Annotated in this window: 19 protein-coding genes; 10 read left to right on the forward strand and 9 right to left on the reverse strand. The window is 71.7% G+C overall.

Annotation, left to right across the window (positions count from 1 at the left end; genetic code table 11):
- The first annotated feature begins 205 nt into the window (after positions 1 to 205).
- Positions 206 to 967 carry a MerR family transcriptional regulator gene (locus tag Sru02f_RS01750; RefSeq protein WP_109029436.1) on the forward strand — a complete coding sequence of 254 codons (762 nt, stop codon included), beginning with the start codon at positions 206 to 208 and terminating at the stop codon, positions 965 to 967.
- 70 nt (positions 968 to 1,037) lie between these two features.
- On the opposite strand, the gene Sru02f_RS01755 is transcribed toward Sru02f_RS01750, so the two are convergent.
- Positions 1,038 to 1,403: a YbjQ family protein gene (locus Sru02f_RS01755; RefSeq protein WP_003975421.1), complete on the reverse strand. Its 366-nt coding sequence runs from the start codon at positions 1,401 to 1,403 to the stop codon at positions 1,038 to 1,040.
- Between the two features lie 135 nt (positions 1,404 to 1,538).
- Between Sru02f_RS01755 and Sru02f_RS01760 the strand changes: the two genes are divergently transcribed.
- Positions 1,539 to 2,435: a DedA family protein gene (locus tag Sru02f_RS01760; RefSeq protein ID WP_109029437.1), complete on the forward strand. Its 897-nt coding sequence runs from the start codon at positions 1,539 to 1,541 to the stop codon at positions 2,433 to 2,435.
- Here the strand turns inward: Sru02f_RS01760 and Sru02f_RS01765 are convergent.
- Both Sru02f_RS01765 and Sru02f_RS01770 read right to left on the reverse strand, forming a co-directional pair.
- Positions 2,432 to 4,141, reverse strand: a complete 1,710-nt coding sequence (locus Sru02f_RS01765; RefSeq protein ID WP_164274756.1) for a threonine/serine exporter family protein — start codon at positions 4,139 to 4,141, stop codon at positions 2,432 to 2,434. The genes Sru02f_RS01760 and Sru02f_RS01765 overlap by 4 nt on opposite strands.
- A gap of 113 nt (positions 4,142 to 4,254) precedes the next feature.
- Positions 4,255 to 4,746: an inorganic diphosphatase gene (locus Sru02f_RS01770; RefSeq protein WP_003975424.1), complete on the reverse strand. Its 492-nt coding sequence runs from the start codon at positions 4,744 to 4,746 to the stop codon at positions 4,255 to 4,257.
- Positions 4,747 to 4,825: 79 nt separating this feature from the next.
- Here Sru02f_RS01770 and dacB point away from each other — a divergent pair, with 79 nt between their 5' ends.
- The 6 genes from dacB to folE all read left to right on the forward strand — a co-directional run bounded on the left by dacB (position 4,826) and on the right by folE (position 12,593).
- Entirely contained in the window at positions 4,826 to 6,418 is a 1,593-nt protein-coding gene (dacB, locus tag Sru02f_RS01775) for a D-alanyl-D-alanine carboxypeptidase/D-alanyl-D-alanine endopeptidase (RefSeq protein WP_174854985.1), read from the forward strand.
- A gap of 190 nt (positions 6,419 to 6,608) precedes the next feature.
- Positions 6,609 to 7,736: a zinc-dependent metalloprotease gene (locus Sru02f_RS01780; RefSeq protein ID WP_109029439.1), complete on the forward strand. Its 1,128-nt coding sequence runs from the start codon at positions 6,609 to 6,611 to the stop codon at positions 7,734 to 7,736.
- A gap of 192 nt (positions 7,737 to 7,928) precedes the next feature.
- Complete coding sequence (tilS, locus tag Sru02f_RS01785; RefSeq protein WP_109029440.1) at positions 7,929 to 8,987, forward strand: tRNA lysidine(34) synthetase TilS; 1,059 nt, start codon at positions 7,929 to 7,931, stop codon at positions 8,985 to 8,987.
- Between the two features lie 72 nt (positions 8,988 to 9,059).
- Complete coding sequence (gene hpt / locus Sru02f_RS01790; RefSeq protein ID WP_007452004.1) at positions 9,060 to 9,620, forward strand: hypoxanthine phosphoribosyltransferase; 561 nt, start codon at positions 9,060 to 9,062, stop codon at positions 9,618 to 9,620.
- A 196-nt stretch (positions 9,621 to 9,816) separates the two neighbouring features.
- Positions 9,817 to 11,856, forward strand: a complete 2,040-nt coding sequence (ftsH, locus tag Sru02f_RS01795; RefSeq protein ID WP_109029441.1) for an ATP-dependent zinc metalloprotease FtsH — start codon at positions 9,817 to 9,819, stop codon at positions 11,854 to 11,856.
- Positions 11,857 to 11,987: 131 nt separating this feature from the next.
- Positions 11,988 to 12,593, forward strand: coding sequence for a GTP cyclohydrolase I FolE (folE, locus tag Sru02f_RS01800; RefSeq protein WP_109029442.1), 606 nt, complete (start codon positions 11,988 to 11,990; stop codon positions 12,591 to 12,593).
- A gap of 15 nt (positions 12,594 to 12,608) precedes the next feature.
- Here the strand turns inward: folE and Sru02f_RS01805 are convergent, their stop codons facing one another.
- From Sru02f_RS01805 to Sru02f_RS01830, 6 genes are all read right to left on the reverse strand, one after another.
- On the reverse strand, positions 12,609 to 13,097 hold the full coding sequence (locus Sru02f_RS01805; RefSeq protein ID WP_109029443.1) for a DUF3180 domain-containing protein: 489 nt from the start codon (positions 13,095 to 13,097) through the stop codon (positions 12,609 to 12,611).
- Positions 13,098 to 13,167: 70 nt separating this feature from the next.
- A complete protein-coding gene (gene folK / locus Sru02f_RS01810; RefSeq protein ID WP_003975432.1) occupies positions 13,168 to 13,779 on the reverse strand; it encodes a 2-amino-4-hydroxy-6-hydroxymethyldihydropteridine diphosphokinase in 612 nt (203 codons plus the stop codon).
- The gene (gene folB / locus Sru02f_RS01815) at positions 13,776 to 14,135 is read right to left on the reverse strand and encodes a dihydroneopterin aldolase (RefSeq protein WP_011028954.1); all 360 of its coding nucleotides are present in this window, start codon (positions 14,133 to 14,135) and stop codon (positions 13,776 to 13,778) included. The genes folK and folB overlap by 4 nt, the downstream gene beginning before the upstream one ends.
- A gap of 304 nt (positions 14,136 to 14,439) precedes the next feature.
- The gene (locus tag Sru02f_RS01820) at positions 14,440 to 14,943 is read right to left on the reverse strand and encodes a nuclear transport factor 2 family protein (protein ID WP_109029444.1); all 504 of its coding nucleotides are present in this window, start codon (positions 14,941 to 14,943) and stop codon (positions 14,440 to 14,442) included.
- Positions 14,940 to 15,806 (reverse strand): dihydropteroate synthase, encoded by an 867-nt coding sequence (gene folP, locus Sru02f_RS01825; RefSeq protein ID WP_109029529.1) that lies wholly within the window; start codon positions 15,804 to 15,806, stop codon positions 14,940 to 14,942. Before folP ends, Sru02f_RS01820 begins: the two co-directional genes overlap by 4 nt.
- A gap of 435 nt (positions 15,807 to 16,241) precedes the next feature.
- Positions 16,242 to 18,047 carry a phosphatidylglycerol lysyltransferase domain-containing protein gene (locus tag Sru02f_RS01830; protein WP_109029445.1) on the reverse strand — a complete coding sequence of 602 codons (1,806 nt, stop codon included), beginning with the start codon at positions 18,045 to 18,047 and terminating at the stop codon, positions 16,242 to 16,244.
- A gap of 162 nt (positions 18,048 to 18,209) precedes the next feature.
- Between Sru02f_RS01830 and Sru02f_RS01835 the strand changes: the two genes are divergently transcribed.
- Both Sru02f_RS01835 and Sru02f_RS01840 read left to right on the forward strand, forming a co-directional pair.
- A complete protein-coding gene (locus Sru02f_RS01835; protein ID WP_109029446.1) occupies positions 18,210 to 19,343 on the forward strand; it encodes an alpha/beta hydrolase in 1,134 nt (377 codons plus the stop codon).
- 136 nt (positions 19,344 to 19,479) lie between these two features.
- Positions 19,480 to 20,724 (forward strand): hypothetical protein, encoded by a 1,245-nt coding sequence (locus tag Sru02f_RS01840; RefSeq protein WP_167469294.1) that lies wholly within the window; start codon positions 19,480 to 19,482, stop codon positions 20,722 to 20,724.
- The last annotated feature ends 3 nt before the right edge of the window (positions 20,725 to 20,727 follow it).

Raw genomic sequence — 20,727 nt, forward strand, 5'->3', positions numbered from 1 at the left:
GGCGACCTGCCAGGAACGCTACGCAGGCGGCCACGTTCCCGAATCACCCCCGAGTGGACGGTCCCCCGTAGCTCCTGCGGGGGACACGGGGCGGCGGACGCCGCGAAGGGCGGGGCCGGGCGCGGCGTGGCACGCGGAACGTCCGGGCTTGCACCTCACGTCACGTGAGGAGGCAGCGTGGACGGCGTCAGAGAAAGGAGCGGAAGTGAGCTACTCCGTGGGACAGGTGGCCGGCTTCGCCGGAGTGACGGTGCGCACGCTGCACCACTACGACGACATCGGCCTGCTCGCACCCGGCGAGCGCAGCCACGCGGGCCACCGGCGCTACAGCGACGCCGACCTCGACCGGCTGCAGCAGATCCTGTTCTACCGGGAGCTGGGCTTCCCGCTCGACGAGGTCGCCGCCCTGCTCGACGACCCGGCCGCGGACCCGCGCGCGCACCTGCGCCGCCAGCACGAGCTGCTGTCCGCCCGGATCGAGAAGCTGCAGAGGATGGCGGCGGCCGTGGAGCAGGCCATGGAGGCACGCAGCATGGGAATCAACCTCACGCCCGAGGAGAAGTTCGAGGTGTTCGGCGACTTCGACCCCGACCAGTACGAGGAGGAGGTCCAGGAACGCTGGGGCGACACCGACGCCTACCGCCAGTCCAAGGAGAAGACCGCCTCGTACACCAAGGAGGACTGGCAGCGCATCCAGGACGAGGCCGACGAACTCACCCGGCGCTTCGTCGCCCTGATGGACGCGGGTGAGCCCGCCGACTCCGAGGGGGCCATGGACGCCGCCGAGGACCACCGGCAGGGCATCGCCCGCAACCACTACGACTGCGGGTACGAGATGCACACCTGCCTGGGCGAGATGTACGTGTCCGACGAACGTTTCACGCGAAACATCGACGCCGCCAAGCCGGGCCTCGCCGCCTACATGCGCGACGCGATCCTCGCCAACGCCGTCCGGCACACCCCCTGAGCGGTGGTCGTGGCCCGGGTCCCCCGCCCGTCTCACCCCACGGCTCACTCCCACGGCTCACTCCCACGGCTCACTCCCGGGCCACGACCACCGCCGTCCCGTACGCGCACACCTCGGTGCCCACGTCCGCCGCCTCCGTCACGTCGAAACGGAAGGACAGCACCGCGTTCGCGCCCCGCGCGCGTGCCTGCTCGACCAGCCGCTCCATCGCCTGGTTGCGGGTCTCGACCAGCGTCTTGGTCAGGCCGCGCAGCTCACCGCCGACCAGCGACTTCAGTCCGGCACCGATCTGGCTCCCCAGGTGCCGGGAGCGCACGGTCAGCCCGAAGACCTCCCCGAGCACCTCCTGCACCCGGTGGCCCGGCAGATCGTTGGTGGTCACGACGAGCACGTCGGGCTGCGGGCCCTGGCCGCCGCCGTATTCTTCAATACCCATGGTTCTCAGGTTTCCCCGGGGAACGTCACAGCGCACCCCAAGACGCCCCGTGGAACCTGGGGCACCGCGGCTGCGTTGTACGTTTGGGCAGCCAGGTCCAGCCCGCCTCCCCCCAGCAGCAGGAGCCACAATCCCGTGACCACCCTTGCGCTCGGTCCCGAGTGGATCAGCCCGGACTATCTGATCGAGACGTTCAGTCTGCCCGGCATCCTGCTCATCGTCTTCGCCGAGTCGGGACTCTTCGCGTTCCTGCCCGGCGACTCGCTGCTGTTCACCGCGGGCCTGTTCGTCGCCCAGGGCGAGTACATCAGCCAGCCGCTGTGGCTGGTGTGCACCCTGATCGTGGCCGCCGCCGTCCTCGGCGACCAAGTCGGCTACATGATCGGCAAGTTCTTCGGCCCGAAGCTCTTCAGCCGCCCCAACTCCAAGCTCTTCAAACAGGAGAACCTGGAGAAGGCGCACGAGTTCATGGAGAAGTACGGGCCCAAGGCGATCGTCCTGGCCCGCTTCGTGCCCATCGTGCGCACCTTCGCCCCCATCGTGGCGGGCGCCGGCCGCATGAAGTACCGCACCTTCCTCACGTACAACGTCATCGGCGGCGTGGCCTGGGGCACCGGCGTCACCCTCGCGGGCTACTGGCTCGGCCAGATCGAGTTCATCCGGGCCCACGTCGAGGGCATCCTCGTCCTGATCATCCTGATCTCCGTCGTCCCGATCGCCATCGAGTACCTGCGCGAGCGCAAGAAGAAGCAGCGCGCCGCCGCGGCCGCACCGACCCCGCCGGCCGCCCAGCAGCACCAGCCCCAGCCCCCGTACCCGGTCATGGACGACGCCACGACCCAGCTCCGCCGGGTCGACCCGTACGACCAGCCGCAGCAGCAGTACCCCCCGCAGTACGACCAGGGCTACGGCAACCAGCCCTACGGCGGCCAGCAGCCCCCGCAGCAGCCGTACGCCCAGCAGTACCCGCAGGGCTACGGCGACCAGCCCCAGCAGTACGGCGACCAGTACCCGTACGACCAGGGCCGTTAGAACCCGCGCGTCCGCTTGGCCGCCCGGCGTCCCGCCGCACTCGCGGCGCCGGGCACCTTCAGGAACAGCCGGGAGATCTCCCCGCCCAGGTTCACCCCGATCGCGATGGCCATCGCCAGCGCCACCGCGTTGGACAGCGACAGCAGCCCCGAGTCGACCTCGCCCTGAGCGATCCCCAGCAGACCGAAGTACGTCGCCGAACCGGGCAGCAGCGGCCCGATCGCCGCGGTCGTGTACGGCAGCGCCGACGCGAACCGGTAGCGGGACATCAGCTGCCCGAACAGGCCCACCAGCCCCGCCGCGGCGGCCGTGGAGGCCACCGGCGAGATGTCGCCGGCGTAGTTCATGGCGCCGTACACGCACCAGGCGATGCCGCCGTTCAGGGTCACCGCGAGGACGGTGGCCCGTTCCTGCTGGAGCAGGATCGCGAAGGCCAGCGAGAGCAGCATCGAGGCGAAGATCTGCACGAACGGTTCGTCACCGGTGCCCAGCTTGGCGTCCGGGTTCAGCTCGGCGCCCAGCTGGACCCCGAAGTACAGCACCACCAGCACCCCGGCGACGATGCTGACGAAGAAGTACATGACCTCCAGCAGACGGGCCGCGGCGGTGATGTAGAAGCCGGTCAGACCGTCCTGCACCCCCGCGACCAGCGCCCGCCCGGGCAGCAGCGCGAACAGCCCACCGGTGATGACCGCGGACGCCTTCACGTCGACGTGCGTCACCGTCAGCACGACACCCATCGCGGCGGGCGGCATCGCCGCCACCGCGAACTGGTAGAACTCCGGCAGCCCGCGCCCGGCGCACAGCCACGCCAGCCGGTCGCCGAGCATCGAGCCGAACATCGCCGCGAAGAACACGGTCAGCCCGCCACCGACGAGCAGCGAGGCCCCGCCCGCGAGCAGACCGCTCGCCATGGTCAGTACCCAGGTGGGGTACGGGTGCCGGTTGCGGCGGATCTCCGCCAGGCGCCGGTAGGCCTCCTCCAGGGAGATGTTCGTGTCCGGGTCGCTGAGGTCGTCCACCAGGTGGAACACGGCCGCGAGCCGCGTGTAGTCGGTGCCCCGGCGGCGTACCGTGCGCGACGCCGTCACCGGGTCCTCGACCAGGGACGGCTGGTGGGAGATCGACAGCAGGGTGAAGGTGACGTTCGGCTCGCAGCGGTCCAGGCCGTAGGAGCGGCAGACGGCGAACATGGCCGCCTCCACGTCCTCGGCGCCCTCACCGCCCGCCAGCAGCAGCTCTCCGATACGCAGCGTCAGGTCGAGCACGCGCGGCACGGCGGGGCCGGTCTCGTCGTCGTGCTTCTGCGAGGGCTCGGGCGCGGGCCGCTCGGCCACCGGCATCCGCAGCATGGCGCGCATCCGGTCCTGCCAGGGCACGTCCGTCAGGCTCACCGCGGGGAAGCCGCTCGCCGGGGTGAAGGCGGTCGGGGCGGTCCACGCGCTGTGCGTGCTCGGCATGGTGAACGCCGAGCCCTCGGCGTCCGCCGGAGCGGCCGGGGGCGCCTCCAGGCCGTCGGGGAGCGAGAACTCCGAGGTCGTCTCGGACTCGCTGCCGGTGGTCCGGGAAACGGCGAGTCCCTGCGGGATCTCGAACTCGGACGTCGTCGACGACTCGCCGTCGATCGACGCCGCGACGCCGCTCGGCTGCCGGAAGGCACTGCGGGCCTCGTCCGACTGCGGCTTTGGGTCCTCCGCCTCCGTCACCTGCGCAACGCTCCCTGGTACGAACACACCCTCCTGTTGACCTCAGTATGGTCACTCAAACACGAACAGGCCGCACGCGTGTGCGTGCGGCCTGTTACGGGAGAGGCGCCTGATCAGTGGCCGCCCTGGTCCTTGAAGCGCTTGTAGGACCGCTCGATCTCGGCCTCGGCCTCGGTGCGGCCCACCCAGTCGGCGCCCTCGACGGACTTGCCGGGCTCCAGGTCCTTGTAGACCTCGAAGAAGTGCTGGATCTCCAGGCGGTCGAACTCCGACACGTGGTGGATGTCACGCAGGTGCTCCACGCGCGGGTCGGTCGACGGCACGCACAGCAGCTTGTCGTCGCCGCCGGCCTCGTCCGTCATCCGGAACATGCCGATCGCGCGGCAGCGGATGAGGCAGCCCGGGAAGGTCGGCTCGTCCAGGATGACCAGCGCGTCCAGCGGGTCGCCGTCCTCGCCGAGGGTGTTCTCGACGAAGCCGTAGTCGGTCGGGTAGGCGGTCGAGGTGAACAGGCGGCGGTCCAGGCGGATACGACCGGTCTCGTGGTCCACCTCGTACTTGTTCCGCGAACCCTTCGGGATCTCGATCGTGACGTCGAACTCCACCGGACGCTCCTCCATGATCAGCACATAGTTCTGGTGGTTAAGTGTCCCTCACGCAGGTGTGTGATCGCGAAAGGGGCTGGTGGCAGTGCCAGAGCTGAGGCCTTGGCGGACCGCGCGACCGCATGTCGCGCGGGCCGCGGATGCCGTACGTCCCCGTCTGTCCCGCTTCGTCCGGGCCGCCGGACCGCGGGTCGCACGGTTGGCACGGGCCACGGCGCCGCGGCTCACCCGGATCACGAGGCCGAAGACCTGGCAGTACACCGCCGGTGCCGCCACCGCCGGGCTGGCACTGGCCGCCGGGGTGGTGACCGTCGCCGGCCCCTGGGACTCCACGGGTCAGCGTACGGCCGAGCGGGACCGGGCCGTCGCCCTGGAGCACACGGGTGGCACAGATCACGGCCGCGGATCCGGGGCCTCCGGCACGTCGTCCGGTTCGCCCCGGCCCGCGCCCAGCGCCGGGGCCGTACTGGCCGGTCTCGGCGGCACCACCACCCCCGGTGGCGTCAAGGCGGCACCGGGCGACCAGGACCTCGCGGACCTCCTCGACCCCCTGCTCAAGGACGCCCCCGGGCTCGGCGAGCGCCGCGCGGCGGCCGTCGTCGACCTCACCACCGGCAAGCGCCTGTACGGCCTCGGCTCCGACGCCCCGCTCACCCCGGCCTCCACCACCAAGATCGCCACGGCGGTCGCCGCCCTCACCGCCCTCGGCCCCGACCACCGCCTCACCACCCGCACCGCCCTGGAGGCCGACACCGGCGAGGTCGTCCTGGTCGGCGGCGGCGACCCCACCCTCACCGCGCGCGAGGACGCCCGGGACCTGGCCAGCCTGCGCACCCTCGCCGAGAAGACCGCCGCCGCCCTGAAGAAGCGGGGCGTGCGCGAGGTGACGCTGTCGTACGACACGACGCTCTACGCCGGTACGGAAATGCACCCGATCGGGGTCAACGAGAACCTCGCCCGCGTCACCGCCCTGATGACCGACGAGGGCCGCACCGACGACTCCACCAGCGGTCCCGCCCCCCGCGTGTCCGACCCGGCCGCCGACGCCGCCCGCACCTTCGCCGGCCTCCTGAAGCAGCACGGCGTCACCGCGTCGGCCCCCGGCCCGTCCAAGGCCACCGGCCGCGCCGCCACCCTCGCCACGGTCTCCTCGCCCCCGCTGTCGGCCCTGGTCGAACGGATGCTGACCAACAGCGACAACGACCTCGCCGAGGCCCTGGCCCGCCACACCGCCGTGGCGACCGGCAAGCCCGCCGACTTCGACGGGGCGGGCGCCGCCGTCGCGGCCCGCCTGGAACAGCTCGGCCTGCCGGTGGGCGGCGCGCGGTTCCACGACGGAAGCGGCCTGGACCGCACCGACCTGATCAGCGCCGACCTGCTCACCGCGCTGCTGGCCGAGGCGGCCGACCCGGCCCGGCCCCAGCTGCGCCCGGTCCTCACCGGCCTGCCCGTCGCCCACTTCACCGGCACCCTGGCCGGCCGTTACACGGACGGCGCAGCGGGCCTCGTCCGGGCCAAGACCGGCACCCTCACGGGCGTGAACACCCTCGCCGGCACGGTGACCACCCCCGACGGCCGCCTCCTCGGCTTCGCCTTCCTGGCCAACGACACGACGGATGCCTGGTCGGCGCAGTCGGCCCTGGACAGGGCAGCGACGACCCTGGTCTCCTGACCGCCGTGGGCAGTCGTTCCGCAGGGCGATGGGGGCACCTCCCATGCCTTTCGGGCAATGGGGGAGGGTGGGCACGGCACCGCAACGACGGGTGCCTCGGCAACGGACCTCGGCCCTGCCGACCTCGTAGGCGTCCCCCCGGGCACCGCACAGCCTGCCCCCAGCGGCAGCGCTCCCGTACCGTTGACGCATGACGAGCATCGGCGCAAATTCCGGCATGGTCGACTGGAACCTCGCGGTGGCGACCGCGACCCGGCTCGTACGGCCGGGCCCCGAGGTGAGCCGCGACGAGGCCAGGGCCGTCGTCGCCGAGCTCCGCCGCCATGCCAAGTCCTCGGAGGAGCACGTCCGCGGCTTCACCCGGATGGGCACCGAGGAGACCCACGACACCCCCCTCCTGGTGGTCGACCGGCCCGGCTGGGTCCGGGCCAACGTCGCCGGGTTCCGGGAGCTGCTCAAGCCCCTGCTGGAGAAGATGCAGGAGCGGCGCGGCGGCGGCGCGGGCAACGCGGTCCTCGGCGCCGTCGGCGGCAAGGTCACCGGCGTGGAGCTGGGCATGCTGCTGTCGTTCCTGTCCTCCCGCGTCCTCGGCCAGTACGAGACGTTCGCCCCCGCCACCCGGGAACTGCCCGCCGGCGCGAACGGCGGCGGCCGGCTGCTCCTGGTCGCACCGAACATCGTCCACGTCGAACGCGAACTCGACGTCGAGCCGCACGACTTCCGCCTGTGGGTGACCCTGCACGAGGAGACGCACCGCACGCAGTTCACCGCCGTGCCCTGGCTGCGCGACCACCTCGAGGGCGAAATCCAGTCGTTCCTGGCCGAGACCGACGTGGACCCGATGACCGTGCTCGAGCGGGTCCGCGAGGCCGCCCAGTCGCTGGCCGGGGGCCGTCCCGAGGCGGAGGAGGACGACGGCGGCCGCTCGCTCGTGGAGCTGGTGCAGACCCCGGCCCAACGGGAGGTTCTCGGCCGCCTCACCGCCGTGATGTCCCTCCTGGAGGGGCACGCCGACTTCGTGATGGACGGCGTGGGACCGGCCGTCGTGCCGACCGTCGGGGAGATCCGGGAGAAGTTCCAGCAGCGCCGCGCCAAGGGCGCCTCCCGCCTCGACATGGCGCTGCGCAAGCTGCTCGGCCTGGACGCCAAGCTCCGCCAGTACCGGGACGGCGAACGGTTCGTACGGGCCGTCGTGGAGGAGTGCGGCATGGACGGCTTCAACCGCGTCTGGACCTCGCCCAACACGCTCCCCACCAAGTCGGAGATCGCCAAACCGGCGGACTGGATCGCGCGGGTGCACCGCAAGCCGGAGGCGTGAGCCGCGCGGGCGGGGCGTGAAACGATTCCGGCCTACGGCAGGCGAACGACCCTTCAATCACCCGTCCGAGGGACCGTGAGCCTTCGGCAGGCGTGCGATGCTCAGGGAACGGCCCGTTTCTGTCACCATCTACACACTCTGCGTGACCGAACCTCGGGCTCACCCCCGACAACTTCATGAAGGGCACCGGACATGGGTCCCCATCCTGCGGTCGCGGCGATACGCCTGGCGGTCCGCCGCGTCCTCCACGACATCCTCACCGAACTGAACACCCCGGCCGGCGTTCCCGCCGCGACGGCCGTCGAACGTACGCCTGAGCGTGCGCCCGGACTTCCCACGGCACCGCTCGTGCTCGTGGCGTGCTCCGGCGGTGCCGACTCCATGGCGCTCGCCTCCGCCCTCGCCTTCGAGGCCCCCCGGCTCGGCGTCCGGGCCGGTGGTGTCACCGTCGACCACGGCCTGCAGAGCGGCTCCGACCTGCGCGCCGAAGAGGTCGTCCTGCGCCTGCGCGAACTGGGCCTCGACCCCGTGGAGGCCACCGCCGTGACCGTCGGCCGCGCCGGCGGCCCGGAAGCCGCCGCCCGCGACGCCCGCTACGCCGCCCTCGACGCCGCCGCCGCCCGCCACGGCGCCGCCGCCGTCCTGCTCGGCCACACCCGCGACGACCAGGCCGAGACCGTCCTGCTGGGCCTCGCCCGCGGCTCCGGCATCCGCTCCCTGTCGGGCATGGCCGCGGTCTCGGGGGCCGGCGGCCGTTACCGGCGCCCCTTCCTCCAGGTCGACCGCCAGACCGCCCGCAAGGCGTGCATGGTCCAGTCCCTCCCGGTGTGGGACGACCCCCACAACACCGACCCCGCCTACACCCGCTCCCGGCTGCGCCACGAGGGTCTGCCCGCCCTGGAGAAGGCGCTCGGCAAGGGCGTCGTCGAGGCCCTCGCCCGTACGGCCCAGCTCTCCCGGGACGACGCCGACGCCCTCGACACCTGGGCCCGCCAGGCCGAGGCCGGCGTCCGCGACGCCACCGGCGGACTGGAGTGCGCCAAGCTGTACGCCCTGCCGCCCGCCGTACGCCGCCGGATCCTGCGCCGCGCCGCCCTGGAGGCCGGTGCGCCGGGCGGTGCCCTGTTCGCCCGCCACATCGAGGAAGTCGACCGGCTCATCACCGGCTGGCGCGGTCAGGGGGCCATCAACCTCCCCGGCAAAGTCGTCGCCCGGCGGCAGGGTGGCAGACTGGTGATTCGGCAAGGCTGAATCCGGACCCTCCACCGATCCGCAGACGGATCGACGGACGCTCCGGACCGGCCGGTGGGACGACCGAAAGTGATGCGGGTGGACGCGAACGACATGGGTGCCGACCTCGAGAAGGTACTCATCACCAAGGAAGAGATCGACGCGAAGCTGGCCGAGCTGGCCGCGAAGATCGACGCGGAGTACGCGGGCAAGGACCTGCTCATCGTCGGCGTGCTCAAGGGCGCCGTGATGGTCATGGCCGACCTGGCGCGCACGCTGTCCACCCCCGTCACGATGGACTGGATGGCGGTGTCCTCGTACGGCGCGGGCACCCAGTCCTCCGGTGTGGTGCGGATCCTCAAGGACCTCGACACCGACATCAAGGGCCGCCACGTCCTGATCGTCGAGGACATCATCGACTCCGGCCTGACCCTGTCCTGGCTGATCTCCAACCTCGGCTCGCGCGAGCCCGCCTCCCTCAAGGTGTGCACGCTGCTGCGCAAGCCCGACGCCGCGAAGGTCGCCATCGACGTGGAGTGGGTCGGCTTCGACATCCCCAACGAGTTCGTCGTCGGCTACGGCCTCGACTACGCGGAGAAGTACCGCAACCTCCCGTTCGTCGGTACGCTCGCGCCCCACGTGTACGGCGGCTGACGCGGTCCTGTAACGGGCTTCACGGTGTTTGTGCGGGTCACCCGGGAACCCCTCGGGCCCCCGCGCCGTTGGAGCATGCAGACGGGACGTCGGCCCGCCCGTGCGGCTGAGGGCCGCCACGCTGGGGTACCGTCAGAAGAACTGTCTTATCAAACTCACTATGGCAGGAGGGACGGGGCGACACCGCTCCGTGTGGATGGACGTGAAGCGATACTTCCGTGGGCCAATCATGTGGATCGTGCTGGCCGTCCTTGCCGTGGTCGTGTTGATGCAGGTCGTGGGCTCGTCCGGTGGCTACAAGACGGTCGACACGGGCCAGGTCGTCCAGGCGATCAACGACAACAGGGTCGAGTCGGCCAAGCTGACCACCGGTGACGAGCAGACCATCAAGGTCCAGCTCAAGGACGGCCAGAAGGTCGAGGGCAGCTCGAAGATCCAGGCGAGCTACATCGGCGACCAGGGCGTGACCCTCGCCAACACACTTCAGAACAAGTACCAGGACAAGCAGATCCCCGACGGCTACACGGTGTCGCCGTCGAAGCAGAACCCGTTCGTCGGGATCCTGCTCTCCCTGCTCCCGTTCGTCCTGATCGTGGTCGTCTTCCTGTTCCTGATGAATCAAATGCAGGGCGGCGGCTCCCGGGTCATGAACTTCGGGAAGTCCAAGGCGAAGCTCATCACCAAGGACACCCCCAAGACGACGTTCTCCGACGTCGCCGGGTCCGACGAGGCCGTCGAGGAACTCCACGAGATCAAGGAGTTCCTCCAGGAGCCGGCCAAGTTCCAGGCCGTCGGCGCCAAGATCCCCAAGGGTGTGCTGCTGTACGGCCCGCCCGGTACCGGCAAGACCCTGCTCGCGCGTGCCGTCGCGGGCGAGGCGGGCGTGCCGTTCTACTCGATCTCCGGTTCCGACTTCGTCGAGATGTTCGTCGGTGTCGGTGCCTCCCGAGTGCGCGACCTGTTCGAGCAGGCCAAGGCGAACGCCCCGGCCATCGTCTTCGTCGACGAGATCGACGCGGTCGGCCGCCACCGCGGCGCCGGCCTCGGCGGCGGTCACGACGAGCGCGAGCAGACCCTGAACCAGCTGCTCGTCGAGATGGACGGCTTCGACGTCAAGGGCGGCGTGATCCTCATCGCCGCGACGAACCGGCCCGACATCCTCGACCCGGCGCTGCTGCGCCCCGGCCGCTTCGACCGGCAGATCGCCGTCGACCGCCCGGACATGCAGGGCCGGCTGGAGATCCTCAAGGTCCACCAGAAGGGCAAGCCGGTCGCGCCCGACGTCGACCTGTCGGCCGTCGCCCGCCGTACGCCCGGCATGACCGGTGCCGATCTGGCCAACGTGCTGAACGAGGCCGCCCTGCTGACGGCCCGCAGTGACCAGAAGCTGATCGACAACCACATGCTGGACGAGGCGATCGACCGCGTGGTCGCGGGCCCGCAGAAGCGGACCCGGATCATGTCGGACAAGGAGAAGAAGATCACCGCGTACCACGAGGGCGGTCACGCCCTGGTCGCGGCGGCCTCACCGAACTCCGACCCGGTCCACAAGATCACCATCCTGTCCAGAGGCCGCGCCCTCGGCTACACGATGGTGCTCCCGGACGAGGACAAGTACTCGACCACGCGCAACGAGATGCTCGACCAGCTCGCCTACATGCTGGGCGGCCGCGCGGCCGAGGAGCTGGTGTTCCACGACCCGACGACCGGCGCGGCCAACGACATCGAGAAGGCCACCGGCCTGGCCCGGGCGATGGTCACCCAGTACGGCATGACCGAGCGCCTCGGCGCGATCAAGTTCGGCGGCGACAACAGCGAGCCGTTCCTCGGCCGTGAGATGGCGCACCAGCGCGACTACTCGGAAGAGGTCGCCGCGCTGGTCGACGAGGAAGTCAAGAAGCTCATCGAGACGGCGCACAACGAGGCCTGGGAGATCCTGGTCGAGAACCGCGACGTCCTCGACAACCTCGTCCTCGCGCTGCTGGAGAAGGAGACGCTGGGCAAGGAGGAGATCGCCGAGGTCTTCGCCCAGATCGTCAAGCGCCCGTCCCGGCCCGCCTGGACCGGTTCTTCCCGCCGTACGCCCTCGACGCGTCCGCCGGTGCTCTCCCCCAAGGAGCTGGCACTGACGAACGGGGCGAACGGCGCGACGGCGGCGATCTCCACCACCAAGAGCACTACGGTGGAGCCCGCTCCGGCACCGGAGCGAGCACCGGAGGACCGCCCGGAGAGCTGACCCCGGCCGCCTCGGACCGCCCAGGCGGCCCGACCGGGCCCGGAATGTATGCCGCACCCCCCAGGTTCTAGCCTTGGGGGGTGCGGCATTTTCGTATGCCGTCGCAGGACGGATCAGGAACGAGGCATAACATGACCGACCCCGTGACGCTGGACGGCGAGGGCCGGATCGGCGAGTTCGACGAGAAGCGGGCCGAGAACGCCGTACGCGAACTGCTGATCGCGGTCGGCGAGGACCCGGACCGCGAGGGCCTCAGGGAGACTCCGGCGCGCGTGGCACGGGCGTACAAGGAGATATTCGCCGGCCTGTGGCAGGAGCCGGAGGACGTGCTGACGACGACGTTCGACCTCGGGCACGACGAGATGGTCCTGGTGAAGGACATCGAGGTGTTCTCCACCTGCGAGCATCATCTGGTGCCGTTCCGCGGGGTGGCGCACGTCGGCTACATCCCGTCCACCAGCGGGAAGATCACCGGTCTGTCGAAGCTGGCCCGGCTCGTGGACGTCTATGCGCGCCGCCCGCAGGTGCAGGAACGTCTCACCACGCAGATCGCGGACTCCCTGATGGAGATCCTGGAACCGCGCGGGGTGATCGTCGTGGTCGAGTGCGAGCACATGTGCATGTCCATGCGGGGCATCCGCAAGCCAGGGGCGAAGACCCTCACCTCGGCCGTGCGGGGTCAGCTGCGGGATGTCGCCACGCGCAACGAGGCCATGAGTCTGATCATGGCTCGCTGAGTCCCCGGGGGCGGGTCATGCCGCCGATGCGGCGCCCGGGTGGTCGTCGTCCTCGTCCTCCGGGAGTCTGCAGACCCGTTCCATGAAGAGGGCGGCCGCTATCACGGCGATGCCCGCGACGACCGAGGCGCCCGCGTAGATGGCCTGGTCGCGGCGGGCCGGGATGTCGAGGTACTCCAGCAGGAAGACGCCCGTGCCGCCGTACATGCCGGCGACGAGGGCGGCCACCAGGGCGCTGGCCTGGCCGAAGACGACGGCGCGGGCCGCCATCATCGGGTCGACGCCCTTGGCGCCGGGGACGCGGTCCCGCTGGGCCTTGAGGCGGGCGCGGATCGAGAGCGCCGTGGCCAGCAGGATCACCGCGATCAGGGCGAGGACGACGGGGGCGGCCAGGGGGACGCTCGGCAGCGTACCCACCGAGTTCCACAGGCGGGCGCCGGCCCAGGACAGGATTCCGGCGACGACGAACACGCCGGCCAGCACCCTGATGCGCAGCTCTTTCACGGTGTTCCGGTGTCCCTTCGGCTCCCCGGCGCGGTCGTCCCGGCCTCGTCGTCCTCGTCGACCTTAACGACTACTCGGGCAGCTGGAGTTCCAGGTCGGCGCGGGGCGCGACGCCGTCGCGGGTGACGGCGGCCAGGAGGTCGGCGACCCTGCCCCGGCCGGGCAGGGCGGCCTCCGGGTCGACGTCCAGCCAGGGAGCCAGCACGAAGGCGCGTTCGTGGGCGCGCGGGTGGGGGAGGGTGAGGTGCGGGTCGTCGGAGACGACCTCGGCGTAGGCGACGATGTCGACGTCCAGGGTGCGCGGGCCCCAGCGCTCGTCGCGGACCCGGTGGAAGGCCTCCTCGACCGCGTGCGCCCGCTCCAGGAGGGAGGACGGGGGCAGGGTCGTCTTGAGGATCACGACCGCGTTGAAGTACGAGGGCTGGCTGTCGGGGGCGACGCCCCACGGCTCCGTCTCGTAGACCGGCGAGACGCCTTTGACCCGGACGCCGGGGGTGTCCTCCAGGGCGTCGATCGCGCCCTGGAGGGTCTCCAGGCGGTTGCCGAGGTTGGCGCCGAGGGCGACCACCGCGCGCTTGGGGTTGGACAGGGTGGTGTCCGCGGCGTCGACCTGCTCGATGACGGAGGCGGGCACGGGCTGTACGGTCGGGTCGCTCGGACCCTGGGCGAAGGGGGCGCTCATACACGGCTCCGGATGATGGTGACGGTCACGTCGTCGAAGGGGACGGTGATCGGTGCGTCCGGCTTGTGGACGCAGACCTCGACCTCCTCGACCCCTTCGTGCTTCAGACAGACCTGGGCGATGCGCTCGGCGAGGGTCTCGACGAGGTTGACCGGCTCGCCCTCGACGACGGCCACGACCTCCTCGGCCACGATGCCGTAGTGCACTGTCTTCGCCAGGTCGTCGTCGGCCGCGGCCGGGCGGGTGTCCAGGCCAAGGACGATGTCCACGAGGAAGGTCTGGCCGTCCTCGCGCTCCTTGGGGAACACACCGTGGTGCCCGCGGGCCTTCAGGCCGCGCAGCGCGACACGATCCACGCGAATCACTCCTGCAGTCGTCGGTCTCGGCCGGTCGTACCACGTGCGGGTGGTACGGCGGCCCCAGTCGAATCTACCCGCGTGCACCGACAGGGGCGGGCCGCGGGGGGCGGGGCGGGGTGGGGAGGGGGCGGGTTTTCACCGTGCGTTCTCCCTGGCGGTCCCGGTGGATCACGGGTTGGTAGCCGCCCCTACCCGCCGGTCCGTGATTCCAACCACTTCCCGGCCCCGGCCCCGGTCCCGGTTCCGGTTCCGGTCTCGATCCTGAGTGCCGGGGCCCGGGTGCCGGGTCCCGGCAGCCGGGTCAGGGGGGTGTGTCCTCGCCGTCCTCGTCGTCGGTTTCCGCGAGTACGGGGGAGGCGTGGTGGGACCAGAGCTTCCAGCCGGCGGGTGTGCGCCGGAAGGTGTTGGTGGCGACGACGAGCTGGCCGACGAGCGGGCCGAGCTCCTCGCCGCCGTCGGGGGCGGGGCCGCCGCTGAGGATGTTCTCGGTGCAGGTGACCAGGGCGGTGTCGCCGGTGACGGAGACGTGCACGTCGGTGAGGAAGAACTGGATGTAGTCCGTGTTCGCCATGATCAGGGCGTACGAGCGCAGGACCTCGCCGCGGCCGGTGAGCACCGGCCAGCCGGGGTGGACGCAGGAGACCACGCCGGCGTCGGCCGGGTCGTGGTACGACTCGTCGATGCCCAGGTCGGAGGGGGTTAGCCAGAACTCGGAGACCTTCTCGAAGTCGCCCTCCTCCAGTGCCTCGTAGAAGGCGGTGTTCGCGGCCTCGACCTGTTCGACGTCGAGGTGCGGCGCGTTCACCGGGCTCCTTCGACGGCGCGGGCGACGCGGACGGCGTCGGCCGTGGCGCGGACCTCGTGGACGCGGACCGCCCACGCGCCGGCCTGCGCGGCGAGCGCGGAGACCGCGGCGGTGGCCGCGTCGCGCTCGCGCGCGGGGGGCGGGGCGGCGTCCGGGCCGGCGAGGACGCGGCCGAGGAAGCGTTTGCGGGAGGCGGCGACGAGGAGGGGGTGGCCGAGGGCGAGGAGGCGGTCGAGGTGGGCGAGGAGGACGAGGTCGTGCTCGGCGTCCTTGGAGAAGCCGAGGCCGGGGTCGACGATCACGCGGTCGGGGGCGATGCCGCCGTCGAGGACGGCGTCCACGCGTGCGTGGAGTTCGTCGACTACCTCTGTCACGACGTCGACGTAGGTGCCCTTGACGTTGCCGTCCTTCAGGAGGCCGCGCCAGTGCATGACGACGAAGGGGGCGCCCGCGTCGGCGACGACCGGGATCATCCGGGGGTCGGCGAGGCCGCCGCTGACGTCGTTGACCAGGGCGGCGCCGGCGGCGAGGGCCTGGTCGGCGACGGAGGCGCGCATGGTGTCGACGGAGACCGTCACGCCCTCGGAGGCGAGACCGCGTACGACCGGGACGACGCGCCTGAGTTCCTCGTCCTCGTCGACGCGGGTGGCGCCGGGGCGGGTGGACTCGCCGCCGACGTCCACGAGGTCGGCGCCCTGGGCGACCAGGTCCAGGCCGTGCTTGATGGCCGCCGTGGTGTCGAAGAAGCGGCCGCCGTCGGAGAAGGAGTCGGGGGTCACGTTCACGACTCCCATGACCGCGCAGCGGTCCCATGCGGTCAGTCCCGCGAGATGGCGTCGGCGGCGGCCGGTCTGCTTGCTCATGTGTTCAGCGTAGGCGGTGGGCTGCGGGGGGTGCGCGGGGTGCCTGCGGCGGCCTGCGGGGGTTCGGTGGGGGTGCGCGTTGCGCGGTGTGTGCGGTGGGTGGGTCGGGGTCGCGCCGGGGGTGTCCGTCCTCGGAACGGCGCGGAATCGGTCGGCCACAGAACTTCCCGGCGCGGACGCGCCAACCGCTGCGGGCGGACACCCCCCGACACGACCCCTTCTCGCCGTACGCGGCTTCCCCGCCGCGTCGCACCCGCCGCAGCTGCGGGCAGTCGCCGCCCTCTGCCGCCGCTGCGGGCAGTCGTGCCGCTGGGGCGGCACGGGTGGGCGCAGCGGCACCCCGCAACGCCGGGCCGCGCACCCCCTCGCGCCCGCACCCGCGCCGGAGCCCCGGTAACGCCGGGTCACGCGGCACCCGTAACGGACCTCCGTACGTCACGCCGTCCGTGCCTCCCGGTCCGGGACGCCGTGGGCGCAGGGGCGGCGCGAGGGCGTCCGGCGCTGGAGGAAGCGGGGAACGGGGAGCGTGACGAACCCCTCCGCCTGCATCGCGGCGAAGCCGATGCGCGGGAGGTCGGCCGAGCGGCGGTAGACGACGAAGCGTGGCTCCCAACGGGGGCGGAACTTCGCGTTGAACTTGTACAGGGACTCGATCTGGAACCAGCGGGAGAGGAAGACCAGCAGGCCGCGCCACGCGCGGAGGACCGGGCCCGCGCCGATCTTCTCGCCCCGCGCGAGTGCCGCGCGGAACATCGCGAAGTTCAGGGACACGCGGGCGATGCCCAGTTTCGGGGCGGCCTGGAGCGCGGCCACGATCAGGAGTTCGTTCATGCCGGGGTCGGCCGCGCGGTCGCGCCGCATGAGGTCCAGGGACGCGCCGTCCGTGCCCCACGGCACGAAGTGCAGGACCGCCTTCAGGTCGCCGTACTCGCCGGGTTCCGTGTCCTGTTTGTGGGCTGTGGCTATCAGGCAGTCGCCGTCGGCCGGGTCGCCGACGCGGCCCAGGGCCATGGAGAAGCCGCGCTCCGTGTCCGTGCCGCGCCAGGCGTCGGCGGCGCGCCGCACCCGGTCCAGTTCGGCGTCGGAGAGGTCAGCCACGCGCCGTACCCGGGTCTCGTAACCGGCGCGCTCGATGCGCTTGACCATCTGACGCACGTTGCGCATCGCGCGGCCGGCGAGGGAGAAATCCGCCACGTCCACCACCGCCTCGTCGCCCAGTTCGAGGGCGTCGAGGCCCGTTTCGCGGGTCCAGACCTCGCCGCCGGTCTCCGAGCAGCCCATGACGGCCGGGGTCCAGGAGTGCGCGCGGGCCTCGTCCATGAAGCGTTCGATGGCGCCCGGCCAGGCCTCGACGTCGCCGATCGGGTCGCCGCTGGCCAGCATCACGCCGGAGACGACCCGGTAGGTGACGGCGGCCTTGCCGCTGGGGGAGAAGACGACCGCCTTGTCGCGGCGCAGTGCGAAGTGGCCGAGGGAGTCGCGGCCGCCGTGCCGGGCGAGGAGGGCGCGCAGGCGGGTCTCGTCGTCCTCGGTGAGGCGGGCCGCGGGGTGCTCGGGGCGGAAGGCCAGGTAGATGGTGGTGATGGCGGTCAGGAGGCCGAGGGCGCCGAGGGAGAACGCGACCGTCCAGGAGGTGTTGCCGCGGTAGTCCACCGGGCCCTCGACGCCGAACAGGCCGTAGAGGACGTGGGTGATGCGGTCGGCCAGGCTGGGGTCGCCGAGCATGCGGTGCGGATGGGCGTTGACGACGAGCAGGCCGAGCAGGACGGAACCGGCGCTCATGAGGACGAAGTTGGCCAGCGCCCGCCAGCGGCTGCGGGGGTCGGGGAGGGCGGCGAACTCGTCGCGGTGGCGCAGCAGGGGGAACAGCAGGGCCAGCGAGATCAGTACGCCGAGGAGGGAGTGGCGGTACGTGAACTGCGCGACGGCGCCCAGCGGGAGCAGGGCTGCCGCCGCCCGCCAGGCCCGGCGTTTGCGGCGCTTGAGACCGTGGGCCAGCAGGAGGAGCAGGACGCCCGCGCTGAGCGAGAGGGCGGCGGCGAAGGGGCCGAAGGCGCCGGGCAGAACCTCGGCGAATGCGTGCATCCGGCTGTGGCGGAAGCGCGGGAACGAGCCGGCCGCGATGTCCAGCAGGCCGACGAGCACGCAGGCGCGGCCGACGAGGAGGGGGATCCGGTCCGGGCGGGGGCCGCGCAGTGCGCGGCGTATGCGGGTGGGCCTCGTCGGAACCTCGCCCGACATTTCCTCATCTGTCCTGACAGACATCGCACCTGTGGTTCTGCGAGAGATCGTGGATCCCGGGCCCGTTCCGGGCATCCGGCGACATTGCGCCCTCTAGGACGGTGTCTCGGAGGGAGAGGTTCACTCCCCTGATCAACGGAAAGCGCGGGCGGGTAGCAAGGCATGGGTCTCACGAGCAACAAGGTGCTGGCGCTGGCGGTGGTGGCCGGCGTGCTGCTCTTCGCCGGGACGGTGTGGTTGTGGCCGCGGCTGGCCGGGCGGAGTGTGCGGGCCGTTCTGGGGAGGGCCGGTCTGCTGCTCGTCACCCAGGTGGCGGTCTTCGCGGCGGTGGGACTGGTCGCCAATCAGTCCTTCGGGTTCTACGGCAGTTGGGCCGACCTGTTCGGGCGGGAGGACGGGCAGGGCGTGGTCGTGGACCACTCGGCCGGCGTGGGCGGCGGGCCGCTGCGGGTCGTCGGGGACCGGCGGGTGACGCCGGCGGGCGGGGCGCGGCCGGACGTCTCCGGGCGAGTGGACGAGATACGGGTCGTCGGGCGTACGTCTCGGATCGCGTCACCGGCGTATGTGTATTTGCCGCCGGAGTACTTTCAGCCGCGGCACCGTGGCCGTACGTTTCCCGCGGCCGTCGTCCTGACCGGTTATCCGGGGACGGCGGAGGCGCTGGTGGAGAAACTTCACTACCCGCGTACGGCGCTTGAGCTGGCGAAGGCCGGTCGGATGCGGCCGATGATCCTGGTGATGCTGCGGCCCACGGTGGCACCGCCGCGCGACACGGAGTGCGTGGACGTTCCGGGCGGGCCGCAGACGGAGACGTTCTTCGCGAAGGACCTGCCCCAGGCGGTCAGTACCCACTACCGGGTGGCCAAGGGGCCGCGGAGCTGGGGCGTCGTCGGCAACTCGACCGGCGGCTACTGCGCCCTGAAACTCGCCGCGCACCATCCGGAGGTGTACGCCGCCGGGGCCGGGCTGTCGCCGTACTACGACGCGCCGAACGACCCCACCACGGGTGATCTCTTCCAGGGGGACGAGGGGCTCGAGAAGCGGGCCAGTCTGTGGTGGTACCTCAAGCACGCGCCCGCGCCCGACACTTCACTGCTCGTCACCAGCAGCAGGACCGGCGAGACGAACTACAAGGACACGCTGAAGTTCATTGATCTGGTGAAGGACAAGAGGCCGACCCGGATCTCGTCGATCATCCTGGAAAGCGGCGGGCACAACTTCAATACCTGGCGGCGGGAGATTCCCGCGACCCTGCGGTGGCTCGATGAGCGGCTGGGGGGAGAGCGGGACTCCTGAATGATCTTGGAATCCGGGGGTAATTCGTCCGTCGTCGGGGATGTGGATTCCCCGTTCGCTGTGAACACGTCGGAGATGGCCGTGTTTTTACGGGGCGGGGCGCCAAGATTCGCCTACGCGCGGTAAGTTTCTGGCCATGCCACGTGGACGTCACCGCCATTCCCCGCCTCTGCACAGGCTGCTTCCTCCGTCGGCGATCGCAGGTGTTTCGGTCGTCTGCGCCCTCGGGCCCTGGTTGTTCAGCGAGACCATGATCCTTCGCGTGCTGGCCGCGGCAGCCGCGGTGACGGCCGTGGTCGGCGCGGTCGTCATGCGGCACTGGGACGCGCAGGCGGGCCGGCAGGTCGCCGACCTCACCCGCGCGCGTGCGAGCGACGAGTGGCGCTTCGAGGAACGGGTCGCCGAACTGGAGTCCGACCTGGAGGAGTCGCGCGAGCTGCGGCAGAAGCTGGAGCACCGGCTGCGGGCCAAGCGCACCGAGCTGGCGGGGCTGCGCAACGAGCACGCCTCGCTGCTGCGGCGCTACGCCACGGCGGAGACCGAGCGCGCCAGCGCGCTGGAGGGCCGCCGGCTGCTGGAGATAGAGGCCGCGCCGCAGGCACCCGCGCTGCCGGCGGCCCGCACCGCTCCGGCAGAGGAGGCGCCGGTGCAGGAGGCGCGGGAGCAGGAAACGTCCGGGGCGGATGCCGCGGTCGAAGAGGGCGCCCTTCCTGCGGTCTTCTCGCCCGAGGGTTCCCGGCTGTTCCTGCGCGCCAACGCGGCCCTGGCCCGCTTCGGCGGCGACGTGCCCGCCGGTCCGGACGGTGGCGACCGGGCTGCGGCCTCCGAGGTCCCGGACGGCTCCGGTGGTGACGACGACGGGGACGGCGGCGGCGAGGGCGTGCCCGCGACCGAGGCGGGGCCGGAGGACGAGGCGCAGGGGCAGCCCGAGGCGGCCGACGGCCATGAGCGCACCGCCGCCGCCTCCCCGACCACGACGTCCGACGAGCGGCCCGCGCAGCCCACCCAGTCCGCCCAGCCCACGCAGCCCACCCGGCGGGCCGACGGGCACTTCACGGTGCCGACCGCGGTGGCCGTCGTACCGGCCGCCCCGGCGCGGCGTCCGGTGGTCGAGGGCGGCTTCGACTTCTTCGGCAGCAAGCCCGTCGAAAACGCGGCGGGCGCGGCGGGCGCGTCCGACGCCGCTCTGGAGACCGTCCAGAACGAGGACCTCGCCGACGTGGTCGGCCAGGAGGCGCTCGCCCTGCACAAGGCCGAGGCCGAGGTCTCCTTCAAGCAGGCCGGTGAGGAGTCCCGGGGCGTGGGCCAGGTGATCGACCTGACGGCCCACGACGAGACCGAGCAGATCGACGTACAGGGGCTGCGCAGCGCGGTCTCCTGACCC

Origin of the sequence: Streptomyces rubrogriseus (assembly GCF_027947575.1) — a bacterium.
GTDB classification, from domain to species: domain Bacteria; phylum Actinomycetota; class Actinomycetes; order Streptomycetales; family Streptomycetaceae; genus Streptomyces; species Streptomyces rubrogriseus.

Bases quoted from the DNA above. Each gene is read 5' to 3' on its own strand.
- Sru02f_RS01755 (WP_003975421.1), bottom strand. From the start codon at position 1,403: ATGGGTATTGAAGAATACGGCGGCGGCCAGGGCCCGCAGCCCGACGTG.
- Sru02f_RS01780 (WP_109029439.1), top strand. From the start codon at position 6,609: ATGACGAGCATCGGCGCAAATTCCGGCATGGTCGACTGGAACCTCGCG.
- tilS (WP_109029440.1), top strand. From the start codon at position 7,929: ATGGGTCCCCATCCTGCGGTCGCGGCGATACGCCTGGCGGTCCGCCGC.
- hpt (WP_007452004.1), top strand. From the start codon at position 9,060: ATGCGGGTGGACGCGAACGACATGGGTGCCGACCTCGAGAAGGTACTC.
- ftsH (WP_109029441.1), top strand. From the start codon at position 9,817: ATGGACGTGAAGCGATACTTCCGTGGGCCAATCATGTGGATCGTGCTG.
- folE (WP_109029442.1), top strand. From the start codon at position 11,988: ATGACCGACCCCGTGACGCTGGACGGCGAGGGCCGGATCGGCGAGTTC.
- folK (WP_003975432.1), bottom strand. From the start codon at position 13,779: ATGAGCGCCCCCTTCGCCCAGGGTCCGAGCGACCCGACCGTACAGCCC.
- folP (WP_109029529.1), bottom strand. From the start codon at position 15,806: ATGAGCAAGCAGACCGGCCGCCGCCGACGCCATCTCGCGGGACTGACC.
- Sru02f_RS01830 (WP_109029445.1), bottom strand. From the start codon at position 18,047: ATGTCGGGCGAGGTTCCGACGAGGCCCACCCGCATACGCCGCGCACTG.
- Sru02f_RS01835 (WP_109029446.1), top strand. From the start codon at position 18,210: ATGGGTCTCACGAGCAACAAGGTGCTGGCGCTGGCGGTGGTGGCCGGC.
- Sru02f_RS01840 (WP_167469294.1), top strand. From the start codon at position 19,480: ATGCCACGTGGACGTCACCGCCATTCCCCGCCTCTGCACAGGCTGCTT.